Below are 13,354 nucleotides of genomic sequence, written 5' to 3'. Positions count from 1 at the left end.
AGGTTGCTTTTTGGCCTGGACGGTACAGAGCGCTCCGGGACGCGGCCAAGTTGCTCGTGAGTCGCGCGTGGGCGGCCCGGCCAGAGCCCAACGAAGGGGCCCGGAGGGTTACCCGGTGAGCGAGATGCCCAGCTCCTGGCACTCCTTGACGTAGCGAGCATGCAGCTCGCGCTTGAGGTCAGCATCCATCAGCAGGGGCGGTTCGGGGTCGAGCTCGGCCGTGAAGGTGTCGTTGATGAAGCCGACCAGACGCTTGTTCACATAGCGTCGGTCCTCCAGGGTCATCACCTCGGCGCGCCGGAGCGCCGCGTGCACCAGTCGGGCGAACTCGAGTGCTTTGGCGTTCGGGGATCGGTTGTGCTCGACGTTGTCGAGGTTGTTGAACTGGCTGAGATCGACGTCGGAGCCGAAGAAGTGACGGAGGATCTGGTGGTTGCCGGCCGGGCTGTCGGCGCGGTACGCCTCGTACGACGTCACCAGGACGTTGTCGTCGCCGAAGGTGTTCCGCAGCGCCTCGACGGCGGGCCTCCAGGTGAGGCGGTCGAGATCGATGCTGTCGAGGTAGCGCTCGAACCTGATGCTCCGGTTGTTGCGGATCACCCACTTGTAGCTCGACTCGATGTAGTCGGGGAAGCTCCGGACGGTGAAGGCGATCTTGGTGGGAGTGCCGTCGAGGAGCTCACCGAGCGAACGCACGATCCCGGGCGCGCGTCCGTAGAGGGCGGGGGTGACCGACAGGTTCATCTCGCCGAGGAAGCCCTCGTAGGTCCACAGCGCCGACTTCGTCGGAAGACCCTTCAGGTGGTCCAAGAACCGCGCCAGCGACTCAGGCGCCGGGACATCGAGTGGATTGCGGCGCCACTGGACGATGTCATCGATGACCTCCGGCGGAGGGGTGCCGTCGGGGAAATCCGGGTGCGTGACGAGTGTGCAGTCCTGGGCGGCGAAGAATGCCGGACTGTTGTAGAGACAGTGCTGGAGATAGGTGCTGCCCGTCTTGTGTGCCCCGACGTGCAGATAGATGTCAGTCATGCGTCCTTCAGCGAGGAGTTGAGCGGTGCTGGCGGGAGCCTAGTCGTCCCGGTCGCGGATGCTCGCGCCGCCAAGGCCCCTCGACGGTCGGATCCCCCCGTGCACGACCCACGGAGTGGCACCTCCGATCAGCGTCGCCGGATCGTTAAAGTCGCCGCCATGGCGCTGACACGTGGACCCCTGCCGTCCTCGGTCTATTGGCGCCGCCGCCTCGTGATCGTCACGCTCGGGCTGCTGCTCGTCGTGGTGATCGCGAAGGTCCTCGGGGGTGGCAGCGACGGACGGACCGACCGCGCGGCCGAGCAGGTCGCGGCCGGCTCGAGCCCGGCCGTGACGGTGACGGTCACGCCCTCCGAGGAGACGTCCGGGGCCGGCGTACCCGCTGATGGGTCCGGGAAGCACGGCAAGACGGCGCCGACCGCACCCACGACCACGGCCCTGCCCACGCCGACGGGCGACTGCGCACCGTCCGACGTCGTCGTCACCCCGAGCGTGACCGACGCGTACGTCGGCAGCCCGGTCACCGTCACGCTGCAGCTGAAGACGCAGACGACCCCGGCGTGCACGTGGAGCGTCTCGTCCGACGCGCTGCAGGTCCGGATCAGCAAGGGTGGGCGCACCGTCTGGTCCACGCTCGACTGTCCCAAGGCGGTGCCGTCCTCGGACGTGACGGTCTACCGCGACGCGGTGACCGACGTGTCGCTCAGCTGGCTGGGTCACCGCTCCGACCAGACCTGCTCCGTCCACACCCCGTGGGCGGTGCGGGGGAACTACCACATCTCGGCGACCGCGCTCGGCGGCGAGCCGGCCTCCGGCACGTTCGTGCTCGGGGTGCCGGGCGAGACGCCGAGCGGATCCGCCAGCGACAGCGCGGGTCCCTCCGGCACCCCGAGCGGCACACCCAGCCAGAGCGTGACGTCGACGCTCACGCCGTACGGTTCGCCGACCGGATCCCCGCTCAAGCGCTGAGCCGGGCTGAGTCAGACGTAGCGCTCGAGGATCGTCGACTCCGCGAGCCGTGAGAGCCCCTCACGCACCGACCGGGCCCGCAGCTCGCCCACGCCCTCGACGGCCTGGAGGTCGTCGACGCTGGCGGAGAGCAGCTTCTGCAGGGTCCCGAAGTGGTCGACGAGACGGTCGACGACGGCCCCGGGGAGGCGCGGCACCTTCGCGAGCAGGCGGTAGCCGCGCGGCGCGACCGCGCCGTCGAGCGCGTCGCCGCTGGAGAGGCCCAGGATGCGCGCCGTCGACGAGGGGTCGACCAGCTCGGTGGAGGAGAGGCTCTCGAGCTGCTCGAGAAGCTCCTCGGGGCTGCGGGCGCGTCGGCCGCGAGGCAGATAGTCGCGGACCACCAGCTCCCGCTCGGCGTCGACGCCGGTGATGAGCTCCTCCAGCTGGAGCGAGAGCAGCCGGCCGTCGGTGCCGAGCTCGAGGACGTAGTCCTCGATCTCGCGGGCGATGCGGGTCACCATCTCGAGGCGCTGCGCGACGACGGCGACGTCGCGAACGGTGACGAGGTCCTCGATCTCGAGCGCGGAGAGCGTGGAGGCGACCTCGTCGAGACGCAGCTTGTAGCGCTCGAGGGTCGCGAGCGCCTGGTTGGCGCGGGTGAGGATCTGGCCGGAGTCCTCCAGCACGTGACGCGTCTCGCCGACGTAGGCCGCGATGATCTGCATCGACTGCGACACCGAGATCACGGGAAGGCCGGTCTGGCGGGCGACCCGGTCGGCGGTGCGGTGGCGGGTGCCGGTCTCCTCCGACGGGATGGTGTGGTCGGGCATGAGATGGACCGCGGCCCGCACGATCCGGGTGATGCCCGTGTCGATGATGATCGCGCCGTCCATCTTGGCCAACTCACGCAGGCCGGTGGAGGTGAACGGGACGTCGAGGTCGAAGCCGCCGGTCGAGATCGCGTCGACCACCTTGTCGTGGCCGAGGACGATCAGCGCACCCGTGCGACCGCGCAGGATCCGCTCGAGGCCGTCACGCAGCGGAGTCCCGGGCGCGATCAGCGCCAGGGTCTCGCGGAGACGGCTCGTCTCCGACGGGCGGTCCGTGGCCACAGCGGTCCTTTCCTCGGGTGCGCTGAGTCTAGTGGCCCCGCGCCCACGAGAGCGTCAGCCTCGATCATTCGTCATAGCCCGTGCCCATCCGGGGCCGCTGGGTGAGCCGGAGGAACTCCAGCGCGCTGTAGACGTCGTGGAGCTCGAAGACCCGCATGCCGTCGAGCGCGCGTTCCTTCGGCACCGCCGGGACCGGTCCCGGCTCGGCCGGGACGACCGCGACGGTGAAGCCCAGCCGAGCCGCCTCGGCGAGGCGCTGGTCGAGGTCGCGGACACGCCGCAGCTCGCCGGCCAGGCCGATCTCGCCGAGCGCGACGACACCGCGCGGGGTGGGTGTGCCGCACGTCGAGGACGCGAGCGCGACGGCAAGGGCGAGGTCGCTGGCGGGGTCGGCGAGCCGCGCGCCGCCGACCGTCGAGGCGAAGACGTCGCGGCCGTGGAGCTGCATCCGGGCATGGCGCTGCAGCACCGCGAGGATCATCGCGAGCCTCTTCGCGTCGAGTCCCGAGGTCGTCCGCGCGGCACGCTCCTGGGCGGTCGGGGTGGTCAGCGCCTGGACCTCGGCGAGCAGCGGTCGCCGGCCCTCCATCGTGACCGCGACGCAGGTGCCGGGCACGGCGACGTGGTGGGTCCCGAGGAAGAGCCCGGACGGGTCGGTCACGGCCACGATCCCATCGGCCGACAGGTCGAAGCAGCCGACCTCGTCGACCGGGCCGAAGCGGTTCTTCATGGCCCGCACCATCCGGAAGCGGGACTCCCGGTCGCCCTCGAAACCGAGCACGACATCGACGAGATGCTCCAGCACCCGGGGGCCGGCGATGGAGCCGTCCTTCGTCACGTGGCCCACGATCATCGTCGTGATGTTGCGGGTCTTGGCGACCCGGATGAGCGCGGCCGCCACCTCGCGGACCTGGGTGACTCCACCCGGGACGCCCTCGACCCCGGCCGCGCCGATGGTCTGCACCGAGTCGACGACCAGCAGCGAGGGCCGGGTCTGCTCGATGTGGGTGAGCACCGCGCCGAGGTCGGTCTCGGCGGCGAGGTAGAGCTCGGGCTGGATCGCTCCCGTCCGGTCGGCACGCAGCCGCACCTGGGACGCCGACTCCTCGCCGGTCACATAGAGGGTCCGACGGCCGTAGCGCGCCGTCTGGGCCGCGACCTCGAGCAGCAGCGTGGACTTCCCGACGCCCGGCTCGCCCGCCAGCAGGATCGCGGCGCCCGGCACCAGGCCGCCACCGAGCACCCGGTCGAGCTCGGGGACGCCGCTGGAGCGGAAGCCGGCCTCGGTCACCGACACCTCGCCGATGGGCACCGCGGCGGAGGTGACGGGCGACGCCGGCGTACGCCCCGCGGGGCCGGAGGCCACGGCCACCTCCGCGACCGAGCCCCAGGCCTGGCACTCGCCGCACCGACCGACCCACTTGACCGTCTCCCAGCCGCACTCGGAGCAGCGGTAGGTCGCGCGCGGTGCACTCGTCTTCGCCATGCCGGGAACGTTAGGGGAGAGCACCGACAACCGCGGCGACGGCGCTCCCGGCACGCGGCATCCGCGCCCGTGGTCGGCGCGGCGTCGATATGCTTGGTTGGAACGTTCAACTGCACGCCCCAGCGCGCGAAGGAGGAGGCCGGTGTCGCGTCTGCCTGGTCGGATGTCGACCCCGCCCACGCTCGCCGACGTCGCCGAGCTCGCCGGCGTCTCGCGCCAGACCGTCTCCAACGCGGTCAACAACCCGGATCTGCTGCGTGCGGACACGTTGGCGCGCGTGCAGGCTGCCATCGAGCAGCTCGGCTACCAGCCCAACCGTGCGGCCCGGAGCCTGCGGACCCGCGCCTCCCACCTGATCGGGCTCCGGCTGCCCCCCGTCCAGGAGGGCACGGCCAACGCCCTGATGGATCGCTTCGTCCACTCGCTGGTGGAGACCGCCGGTGCGGCGGGCTATCACGTGCTTCTCTTCGACGGCGACAGCGCCGACCCGCTCGCCGGCTATGACGACCTGCTCCGCTCCACCGCCGTCGACGCGTTCGTGGTGACCGACACCTATCTCGGCAACCCGCAGGCGCAGTGGCTGCACGCCAGACGCGCGCAGTTCGTCGCGTTCGGGCGGCCATGGGGCAACGCCGAGGCGCGCCACCCGTGGGTCGACATCGACAGCGCCCACGGCTCCGAGTTGGCGACCACCCACCTCATCGACCGCGGCCACACCCGGATCGCCTGGATCGGCTGGCGCAAGGACTCCCTCGTCGGCGAGGAGCGTCGCTCCGGCTGGACCCGGGCGATGCGCTCGCGCGGGCTCGCCACCACCGGGCTGGCCTCGCGCGTGGAGGACACCGTCAACTCGGGCCGGATGGCCGCCGCCGCGCTGCTCGACGAGGCCCGGCCGACCGCCTTCGTGTGCGCCTCCGACACCCTCGCGATGGGCGTGCTGCACACGCTCTACGACCGCCGCCTGAGGGCGGGGGAGGACATCGCGGTCGTGGGCTTCGACGACTCCCAGGTCGCGCAGACCGTCCCGCCCGGCATCACCTCCGTGCGGCAGCCGCTCGAGGAGGCCGCAAGCGAGATCGTGAAGGCGCTCGAGGGGCTGCTCGCGACGCCGTCGTACGTCGGACCCGGGGCGATGCTCAAACCGGCCCTCATGGTGCGTGGCTCTTCCTGAGCCGGGCCCGACCCGACAGGATGGGCCCATGGCTATGCTGTCGAACATCGTCGTGATCGGGGCCGGCCTCGCGGCCGCCAAGGCTGTCGAGACGCTTCGCGAGGAGGGGTACGACGGGGCGCTGACCGTCGTCGGGGCCGAGCCGGAGCCGCCGTACGAGCGGCCGCAACTGTCGAAGGAGTTCCTCAAGGGGGACACCGAGTTCGCCCTGATCCACGACGCCGACTGGTACGCCGAGCACGACGTACGCCTGCTGACCGGCGTCACCGCGACCGCGCTCGACCTCGCCGGCGCCACGGTGGCGCTCGACAACGGCGACACCCTGCCGTACGACGCCCTCCTGCTCGCCACGGGCGCCCGCCCCCGCGTCCCCGACCTGCCCGGCGCGGAGTCCGCCGTCCGACTTCGGACCGTCGCCGACGCCCGTCGTCTCAAGGAGGCTCTGACACCGGGCGCCCGGGTGGTGCTGGTCGGCGGCGGCTGGATCGGTCTCGAGGTCGCCGCGGCGGCGCGGGCCCACGACGCGCAGGCGGTCGTGCTGGAGGTGGCTGAGCTGCCGCTGCTGAACGTCCTGGGTCCCGACCTCGCGCGCTACCTGGTCGACCTCCACATCCAGCACGGCGTCGAGATCCGCACGGGCGTCAGGGTCGAGGCGATCGAGCCCGACGGCGTCGTGACCAGCGAGGGGAAGGTCGCCGCGGACGTCGTCGTCCTCGCCGTCGGTGCCGTCCCCGAGGTCGGCCTCGCGGAGGCCGCCGGGCTGCGCGTCTCGCAGGGCATCGAGGTCGATGAGCACCTCCGCACCTCGGACCCGAAGGTGTATGCCGCCGGTGACGTCGCGCTCGCCACCAACACCGTCCTCGGGCCGCTGCGGGTGGAGCACTGGGACAACGCGATCAAGCAGGGCCGGCTCGCGGCACGGGCGATGCTCGGCCAGGACGTGGCCTACGACTGGCTGCCCTACTTCTACACCGACCAGTTCGAGTTCTCGATGGAGTACGTCGGCCGCGGCTCCGCCTCCGACGAGGTCGTCGTGCGCGGCGACCAGGGCGGCAGCCAGTTCATCGCCTACTGGCTCCAGGACGGTCCTGACGGGAAGCGCGTGACCGCCGGCATGAACGTCGGGATCTGGGACGTCAACCAGGTGCTCCGCGCGATGGTCGGCACCGTCGTCGACCCGGACGAGCTCACCGACCTGCGGTGACCCTCCCCGGGAGGGTCAGAACCGCTTCCACCACAGGTTAACCGCGTAGTCGACCTCGGTGCCCTCGTGGTGGGCGAGGATGCGGTCGGCGCTGGCCGGGTCGAACTCGATGCGTACGACGGCCTCGAGGTCGGCCCGGCTCTCGAACGACCAGCCCATGTCGACCGGCACCCGCGTCCAGCCGCGGCGCGACCAGAACCGCTCGATCTCGTCGGCCGACGGCAGCCACGGGTAGCCCTGTCGGAACCAGGCGCCGAAGGTCGAGCGGCTCTTGTCGTTGTCGATGACCATCGCGACGCCGCCACGGCGTACGACGCGGTCGAGCTCGGCCAGGCCGGGCTCGCAGCCGGGCCCGAAGAAGTAGGCCCAGCGCGCGTGGACGACGTCCACCGACGCCGGCGGGAGGGGGAGCGCCTGGGCGACGCCCTGCCGCACGGTGACGTTGGAGAGCCGTCGCGTACGCCGCCGGGCCAGCGCCACGAGGTCGGGATGCGGCTCGACGCCGGTGACGGTGCGGGCGCCGGCGTGTGTCTCGGACGCGGTGGCGAAGCGCGGCAGGTGGAAGCCTGAGCCGCAGCCGAGGTCGAGGAGGTCGCGACCGGCCCAGCCGCCGGCGGACTCCGCCACCTGCTCCAGCGCCGCCCAGAGCCGACCGTGCGGGTCGACGGCACGGTTCTCGACCTCGTAGGTCGCCGGGTGGCGCCAGATGTTGGGCGAGGGGATGGTCCCCTCGGGGCCCTGCCGACCCGTCAGATCCGGACCTCGCCGAGCGGGGTCATGAAGTTGGCGGCCAGCAGCCCGGGGGTGCCGTGCTCGGCGACCCACTTGATCTCGACGTTCTCCGCCGGCTTGCCGGTCCACGGGTCGACCCGCTTCTGGAGGCTCTCGCCGAGGTAGTCCTTGACCCGCTGGGAGTCACCGGAGATCTCCAGGCAGGTGAGCGTGACGTCGGAGCCCGCGTTGCCGGGGTGGAGGTCGGTGGTCTCCCAGTGGATGAACCAGGGGAGCTGCGGGTCGGCGATGAGGCCGTTGATGCCGATCTGCTGCCACTTCAGCTCGGTGCCGTCGGGGAGGTGGCGGTTGCCGGGCACGGCCTTGCGGCCGAGCCGCTCCTCGACGCGCGTCATGTCGTCGGTGGCGACGACGAAGCCGATCCAGCCGCCGCCGAGGGCGGAGCGGGCCTTCACGGCCTGGCCGAAGGGCGCCTTGTCGGAGGCGGGGTGCTCCAGAGCCTCGACGACCTCGAGGTAGAGGCCGCCGCGGAGGGGCAGCGTGTAGTTGCGGGTGCCGAAGCGGGGATGGACTCCACCGTCGACGAACTCCTGGCCGAGGAGATCACCGAGTCGCTTGGCGGTCCCAACCAAGCCATCGGGTCCTGCGGCGTACGAAACGTGGTCCAGGCGCATGTCCTGATTCTGAACACCCGCTGAGAGTGACGCGAATCGGGGGTCGATGTCTCTTGACATCGAGAGAGGGATACCCGTCAGTAGGCTGCGGCGGTCGGCACGGCGCGCCTGGTTGCCGTGGGCTCAGTGCGGGTCGGCGGGGTGGAGCGCGAGCATCGACCGGGAGCGCAGATGGGCCTCGCAGTGGCGGACGAGCTCGTCGTACGCCGCCCGGCCCATCAGCTCGGTGAGCTCGGCCGCGTTCGTGAGGAAGACCGGCTCGGGGGAGACATGGGCCTCGGTGTTGCCGGAGCAGTACCAGTCGAGGTCGTGCCCGCCGGGACCCCAGCCGCGCCGGTCGTACTCGCCGATGGTCACCTCGAGGTACGTCGTTCCGTCGGGGCGCTCCACGTCGCGGAAGGTCCGCCGGATCGGCAGCTGCCAGCACACGTCCGGCTTGGTCTGCAGCGGCTCGAGCCCCTCGCGGAGGGCAAGCAGGTGGAGCGCGCAGCCGGTGCCGCCGGCGAAGCCCGGACGGTTGTGGAAGACGCAGGCCTGCTGTCCGTCGACGACGGCGACCTTCGTCTTGCGATCGCCGTCCTCGTCCTTCTCGATCCAGTCGTCGGCCGTGACCTCGCCGTCCGGCCGCAGCTGCCACAGCGTGGCGTCGAGCCGGTCGACGTACGCCGCGACCCGCTGCTCGTCGTCCTCGTCCGCGAAGTGCGCGCCGAGGGTGCAGCAGCCGACATCGGGGGCGGTCCGGTAGATCCCGGCGCAGCCGCCGCCGAAGATGCACGTCCACGACGAGGTGAGCCAGGTGAGGTCGCAGCGCATGACCTCGTCGGCGTCGGCGGGGTTGACGAACTCCACCCACGCACGAGGGAAGTCCAGGTCCACCTCAGGCACCGGGCCAGCGTACGTGGGGGCCGGATCCACGACGGCTTCGGCGGCCCTTCCCCGCCCCGGGCCCCTGCCCGGGTAGCGTGAGAGTCATGCGTCTGGGTGTGCTCGACATCGGCTCCAACACGGGTCACCTGCTCGTGGTGGACGCGCACGGCGGTGCCGCGCCGCTGCCGGCGTACTCCCTCAAGGAGCCGCTCCGTCTCGCCGAGCACCTCGACGAGACCGGTGCCGTCGTGCCCGCCGGCGTCGAGGCGCTGGTCGCGTTCGTGCGCTCCGCGGTGGAGGTCGCCGAGGACAAGGGCTGCTCGGAGATGCTCGCGTTCGCGACGTCCGCGGTGCGCGACGCGGTCAACTCCGAGGACGTGCTCGGCTGCGTCCGCGAGCAGACCGGCGTCGTGATCGAGGTGCTCCCCGGCGAGGACGAGGCGCGCCTGACGTTCCTGGCCGTACGCCGCTGGTTCGGCTGGTCCGCCGGCCGGATCGCCGTCTTCGACATCGGCGGCGGCTCGCTGGAGATCGCCGGCGGCGCCGACGAGGCGCCCGACGTCGCGTGGTCGCTGCCGCTGGGGGCGGGTCGGCTCGCGCGCACCTACTTCGGCCACGTGCCCGGCGAGGACGAGTTGCGGGAGCTGCGTCGGACCATCCGGGCCACGATCGCCCAGGACGCCGGCCAGCTGATCCGGGCCGGCACGCCCGACATGGCGGTGGCGACCTCGAAGACGTTCCGCTCGCTGGCTCGGATCTGTGGAGCGGCGCCGAGCGCGGAGGGCATCCGGGTCGCCCGGGCGCTGCCGCTCGGCGAGCTGCGCCGCTGGATCCCGAAGCTGCTCGCGATGTCGCTCGAGGAGCTCTCCGGTCTGCCCGGCGTGAGCGCCGACCGCGCCCACCAGATCGTGCCCGGCGCGCTCGTCGCCGAGGCGTGCATGGACATCTTCGACCTCGAGGCCCTCGAGATCTGCCCGTGGGCACTGCGCGAGGGGCTGATCCTCGAGCGGCTCGACCAGCTCTCGGTCATCGGGGGCGAGCCCGGGGCGGCCCAGTGACGCGGATCGGCCTCTCGACCTCGTCGGTCTACCCGGAAGGGACGGCCCACGCCTTCGCCTACGCGAAGTCGGTCGGCTACGACGCCGTCGAGGTCATGGTCGGCATCGACGCGCTCTCCCAGCAGATCACCGCGGTCAAGCAGCTCGCCGACCATCACGAGATCCCGATCTCCGCGGTCCACGCCCCCTGCCTGCTCTTCACCCAGCGGGTGTGGGGGACCGACCCGTGGGGCAAGCTCGAGCGGTCCGCCGAGATGGCCGAGGCCGTCGGGGCGGAGGTCGTGGTCGTCCACCCGCCCTTCCGGTGGCAGAAGGAGTACGCCGCCACCTTCGTCGAGGGCATCGCGAAGCTGGAGGCCTCCACGGGGCTCGCCTACGCCGTGGAGAACATGTATCCCTGGCGCGCGACCGGCCGTCGCGGGATGCAGATGTACCTGCCCCACTGGGACCCCTCCACCGAGGACTACGCCAACACGACCATCGACCTCTCCCACGCGGCGATCGCCCACGACGACGTCATCGAGATGGCGAAGCGTCTCGGCTCTCGGCTGCGCCACATCCACCTCACCGACGGCACCGGCTCGGCCAAGGACGAGCACCTGGTCCCCGGGCGCGGCACGATGGGCGCCGACCGCTTCCTGCGGCACCTCGCGCGCACCGACTTCGACGGCGAGATCATCCTCGAGATCAACACCCGGAAGGCCTCCCCGGGCGCACCCCGGGAGGCCGAGCTCCGCGAGGCGCTCGAGTTCGCGCGGCGGCACTTCGTCGCGGACTGACCGGTCGGGCGGTCGCCGTCGGATGGGTGTCGCCGGGCGGCCAGCAGATAGTCCGGGACGTTCCGGTCGGTTACTTGCGAGTAGAGCGACGCGAAGGTCCCGGAGTACCCCGCCGCTGCGCCCCGAGGGCCGCCCAGACCAGCGCGACGACGGCGAGGAGCATGACCATGCCCGCCGTACCCCACCAGCCGGCGAGGAAGGCGAATCCGCCCACCCAGCCGAACAGGCTCGAACCGCCGTAGTAGAAGAGGTTGTAGAGCGACGTCGCCTGGGCCTTCCCGACGGTGGCCCGGTGGCCGACCCAGCCCGACGCGGTGGAGTGGGCGCCGAAGAAGCCCGCCGTCATCACGACGAGTCCGAGGAGGACCGTCGGCAGCCAGTCGGGCAGCGTGAGCGCGACGCCGGCGACCATCACGACCGTCGACACCAGCAGGACCGGACGGCGGCCGTGGCGGGCGGCGAGGCCGCCGGCGACGCGTGAGGACACGGTGCCGGCCAGGTAGGCGAGGAAGAGCAGCGACGAGACCGTCACCGGCAGTCCGAACGGCGAGCGCTCGAGCCGGAAGCCGAGGTAGTTGTAGACCGCGACGAAGCCGCCCATGAGCAGGAACGCCTGGGCGTAGAGCACGAGCGTGCGCGGGTCGCGCAGGTTGACCACGATGCCGCGCCAGACCCCGACCTCCGGTCGGCCGGACGGCCGGGTGAAGCCGCGGGCCGGCGGGACGAGCACCAGGAACAGCACCGCGGCGACCGCCGACATCACCCCGACCGCGGCCACCCCCGTCCGCCAGCCGCCGAGGTCGGCGAACGGGCCCGAGACCACGCGACCGAGCAGCCCGCCGATGGTCGTCCCGGAGATGTAGGTTCCGGCCGCGACCGCCGCCTGCGACGCGTGCACCTCTTCGTGGAGATAGGCCACGGCCAGGGCCGGGACACCGCCCAGCGCGACGCCCTCGAGGACGCGGAGCGCCAGCAGTGCGGCGTACGACGGCGCCAGCGGCGTCAGCAGCCCGAGGACCGCCGCGGCGGCGAGCGCCACCTTCATGGCCGGCGCGCGGCCGATCCGGTCGGCGACCCACGACCAGCTGAGGACCGCCGCGGCGAGCCCGAGGGTCGCACACGAGACGGTGAGCGCGCTGGCCGCGGCGCTCACCTGGAGACTGCTGCCGACCAGCGGGAGGATGCCCTGGGTCGAGTAGAGCTGGGCGAACGTCGCGACGCCGGCGGCGCCGAGCGCCACCAGGATCCGGCGGTATCCGCTGCTGCCGCGCCGGTGGCCCGTCCAGGCCCGCTCGTCGGCGTCGGGCGAGCTCGGGAGGGTGGCCGTCGGTGACATCACCTCCACGCTAGGCGGCGGCCGGGCCGCAGCCACGGGAGTGTGAGATTTCAGCCAGGCGGACACCAGCGGGACGGGAGTTGGCCCGGTGAGGCAGGCTTGAGGCGTCGTCCCAGGCCGAAGGAGTCCCGGTGATCGAGCAGTCCCCGCGCGTGGTGGCCCCGCGCGCACGCACCCGCGAGAAGAGCCCCGAGCGAGTCCCCGACAGCGGTGCGGTGATCCTCGAACGGATCCTGTCCCATCCCGACCTCACCGGCGACGACGAGGACACCGCGGCCCAGCTGCGGGCGCTGCAGCGCGAGTTCACCCGCTTCCGGCTGCGCTACAAGTTCGCGATCGACGAGCTGACGACGAAGATCGCGATCCTGCGCGAGGAGTTCGAGCAGACGCACGACCACAACCCGATCGAGCACGTCCGGACCCGGCTCAAGTCGCCGGAGAGCATCTTCGCGAAGGCGACGCGGATCGGCTGTCCACCGAGCATCCCGGACATCCAGGCGCAGGTCCACGACATCGCCGGCGTACGCCTCACCTGCGCCTTCGAGTCGGACGTCTACTGGATCGCCGACATGCTGACGAGCCAGTCCGACGTGACCGTGGTGGAGGTGGAGGACTACATCGCCCAGCCCAAGCCCAACGGCTACCGCAGCCTCCACCTGACCGTCGAGGTGCCGGTCTACCTCTCCGACCGCACCGAGCAGGTCGAGGTCGAGCTCCAGATCCGCACCATCGCCATGGACTTCTGGGCGAGCGTGGAGCACAAGATCTATTACAAGTACGACGGCGAGGTGCCGCCCGGCTTGCTCGACGAACTCCGCGTGGCGGCGGCCACGGCGCACGACCTCGACGTCCGCATGGCGCGGCTGCGCGCCTCGGTCCAGGGCCACCGGAAGGGACCGACCCCCGCGTAGCGGCGCGGTGGTGCCGCAGCTCTTCCCGTTCGCGCTGCTCG

13 protein-coding genes are annotated in these 13,354 nt (G+C 71.8%); 6 read left to right on the top strand and 7 right to left on the bottom strand.

Annotated features, from left to right (window positions below):
- Nucleotides 1-108: 108 nt before the first annotated feature.
- Nucleotides 109-1,032 carry a hypothetical protein gene (locus tag AB3X52_RS01390; protein ID WP_367990907.1) on the bottom strand — a complete coding sequence of 308 codons (924 nt, stop codon included), beginning with the start codon at nt 1,030-1,032 and terminating at the stop codon, nt 109-111.
- Between the two features lie 159 nt (nt 1,033-1,191).
- Here AB3X52_RS01390 and AB3X52_RS01385 point away from each other — a divergent pair, with 159 nt between their 5' ends.
- Nucleotides 1,192-2,001: a hypothetical protein gene (locus tag AB3X52_RS01385; RefSeq protein WP_367990906.1), complete on the top strand. Its 810-nt coding sequence runs from the start codon at nt 1,192-1,194 to the stop codon at nt 1,999-2,001.
- Nucleotides 2,002-2,012: 11 nt separating this feature from the next.
- On the opposite strand, the gene disA is transcribed toward AB3X52_RS01385, so the two are convergent.
- On the bottom strand, nt 2,013-3,095 hold the full coding sequence (gene disA, locus AB3X52_RS01380; RefSeq protein ID WP_367990905.1) for a DNA integrity scanning diadenylate cyclase DisA: 1,083 nt from the start codon (nt 3,093-3,095) through the stop codon (nt 2,013-2,015).
- Between the two features lie 64 nt (nt 3,096-3,159).
- The gene (gene radA / locus AB3X52_RS01375) at nt 3,160-4,581 is read right to left on the bottom strand and encodes a DNA repair protein RadA (protein WP_367990904.1); all 1,422 of its coding nucleotides are present in this window, start codon (nt 4,579-4,581) and stop codon (nt 3,160-3,162) included.
- 142 nt (nt 4,582-4,723) lie between these two features.
- Here radA and AB3X52_RS01370 point away from each other — a divergent pair, with 142 nt between their 5' ends.
- Together AB3X52_RS01370 and AB3X52_RS01365 are read left to right on the top strand one after the other, a co-directional pair.
- Nucleotides 4,724-5,752: a LacI family DNA-binding transcriptional regulator gene (locus tag AB3X52_RS01370; protein ID WP_367990903.1), complete on the top strand. Its 1,029-nt coding sequence runs from the start codon at nt 4,724-4,726 to the stop codon at nt 5,750-5,752.
- Nucleotides 5,753-5,780: 28 nt separating this feature from the next.
- Nucleotides 5,781-6,956 (top strand): NAD(P)/FAD-dependent oxidoreductase, encoded by a 1,176-nt coding sequence (locus AB3X52_RS01365; RefSeq protein WP_367990902.1) that lies wholly within the window; start codon nt 5,781-5,783, stop codon nt 6,954-6,956.
- Between the two features lie 15 nt (nt 6,957-6,971).
- Here AB3X52_RS01365 and AB3X52_RS01360 read toward each other — a convergent pair whose 3' ends face one another.
- The 3 genes from AB3X52_RS01360 to AB3X52_RS01350 all read right to left on the bottom strand — a co-directional run bounded on the left by AB3X52_RS01360 (nt 6,972) and on the right by AB3X52_RS01350 (nt 9,247).
- The gene (locus AB3X52_RS01360) at nt 6,972-7,664 is read right to left on the bottom strand and encodes a class I SAM-dependent methyltransferase (RefSeq protein ID WP_367991027.1); all 693 of its coding nucleotides are present in this window, start codon (nt 7,662-7,664) and stop codon (nt 6,972-6,974) included.
- Between the two features lie 41 nt (nt 7,665-7,705).
- Nucleotides 7,706-8,362 carry a VOC family protein gene (locus AB3X52_RS01355; protein ID WP_367990901.1) on the bottom strand — a complete coding sequence of 219 codons (657 nt, stop codon included), beginning with the start codon at nt 8,360-8,362 and terminating at the stop codon, nt 7,706-7,708.
- Between the two features lie 123 nt (nt 8,363-8,485).
- The gene (locus AB3X52_RS01350) at nt 8,486-9,247 is read right to left on the bottom strand and encodes a DUF3109 family protein (RefSeq protein WP_367990900.1); all 762 of its coding nucleotides are present in this window, start codon (nt 9,245-9,247) and stop codon (nt 8,486-8,488) included.
- Nucleotides 9,248-9,333: 86 nt separating this feature from the next.
- Here AB3X52_RS01350 and AB3X52_RS01345 point away from each other — a divergent pair, with 86 nt between their 5' ends.
- Together AB3X52_RS01345 and AB3X52_RS01340 are read left to right on the top strand one after the other, a co-directional pair.
- On the top strand, nt 9,334-10,287 hold the full coding sequence (locus AB3X52_RS01345; protein WP_367990899.1) for a Ppx/GppA family phosphatase: 954 nt from the start codon (nt 9,334-9,336) through the stop codon (nt 10,285-10,287).
- Nucleotides 10,284-11,066 carry a sugar phosphate isomerase/epimerase family protein gene (locus tag AB3X52_RS01340; protein WP_367990898.1) on the top strand — a complete coding sequence of 261 codons (783 nt, stop codon included), beginning with the start codon at nt 10,284-10,286 and terminating at the stop codon, nt 11,064-11,066. Before AB3X52_RS01345 ends, AB3X52_RS01340 begins: the two co-directional genes overlap by 4 nt.
- 70 nt (nt 11,067-11,136) lie before the next feature.
- Here the strand turns inward: AB3X52_RS01340 and AB3X52_RS01335 are convergent, their stop codons facing one another.
- Nucleotides 11,137-12,402, bottom strand: coding sequence for an MFS transporter (locus AB3X52_RS01335; protein WP_367990897.1), 1,266 nt, complete (start codon nt 12,400-12,402; stop codon nt 11,137-11,139).
- Between the two features lie 131 nt (nt 12,403-12,533).
- On the opposite strand from AB3X52_RS01335, the gene AB3X52_RS01330 reads away from it, so the two are divergent.
- The gene (locus AB3X52_RS01330) at nt 12,534-13,313 is read left to right on the top strand and encodes a GTP pyrophosphokinase (protein WP_367990896.1); all 780 of its coding nucleotides are present in this window, start codon (nt 12,534-12,536) and stop codon (nt 13,311-13,313) included.
- Nucleotides 13,314-13,354 lie beyond the last annotated feature (41 nt).

The sequence above is a fragment of the Nocardioides eburneus genome, from assembly GCF_040838215.1.
Taxonomy (GTDB): Bacteria; Actinomycetota; Actinomycetes; order Propionibacteriales; family Nocardioidaceae; genus Nocardioides; species Nocardioides eburneus.
This window is presented reverse-complemented; position numbering and strand designations above follow the sequence as displayed.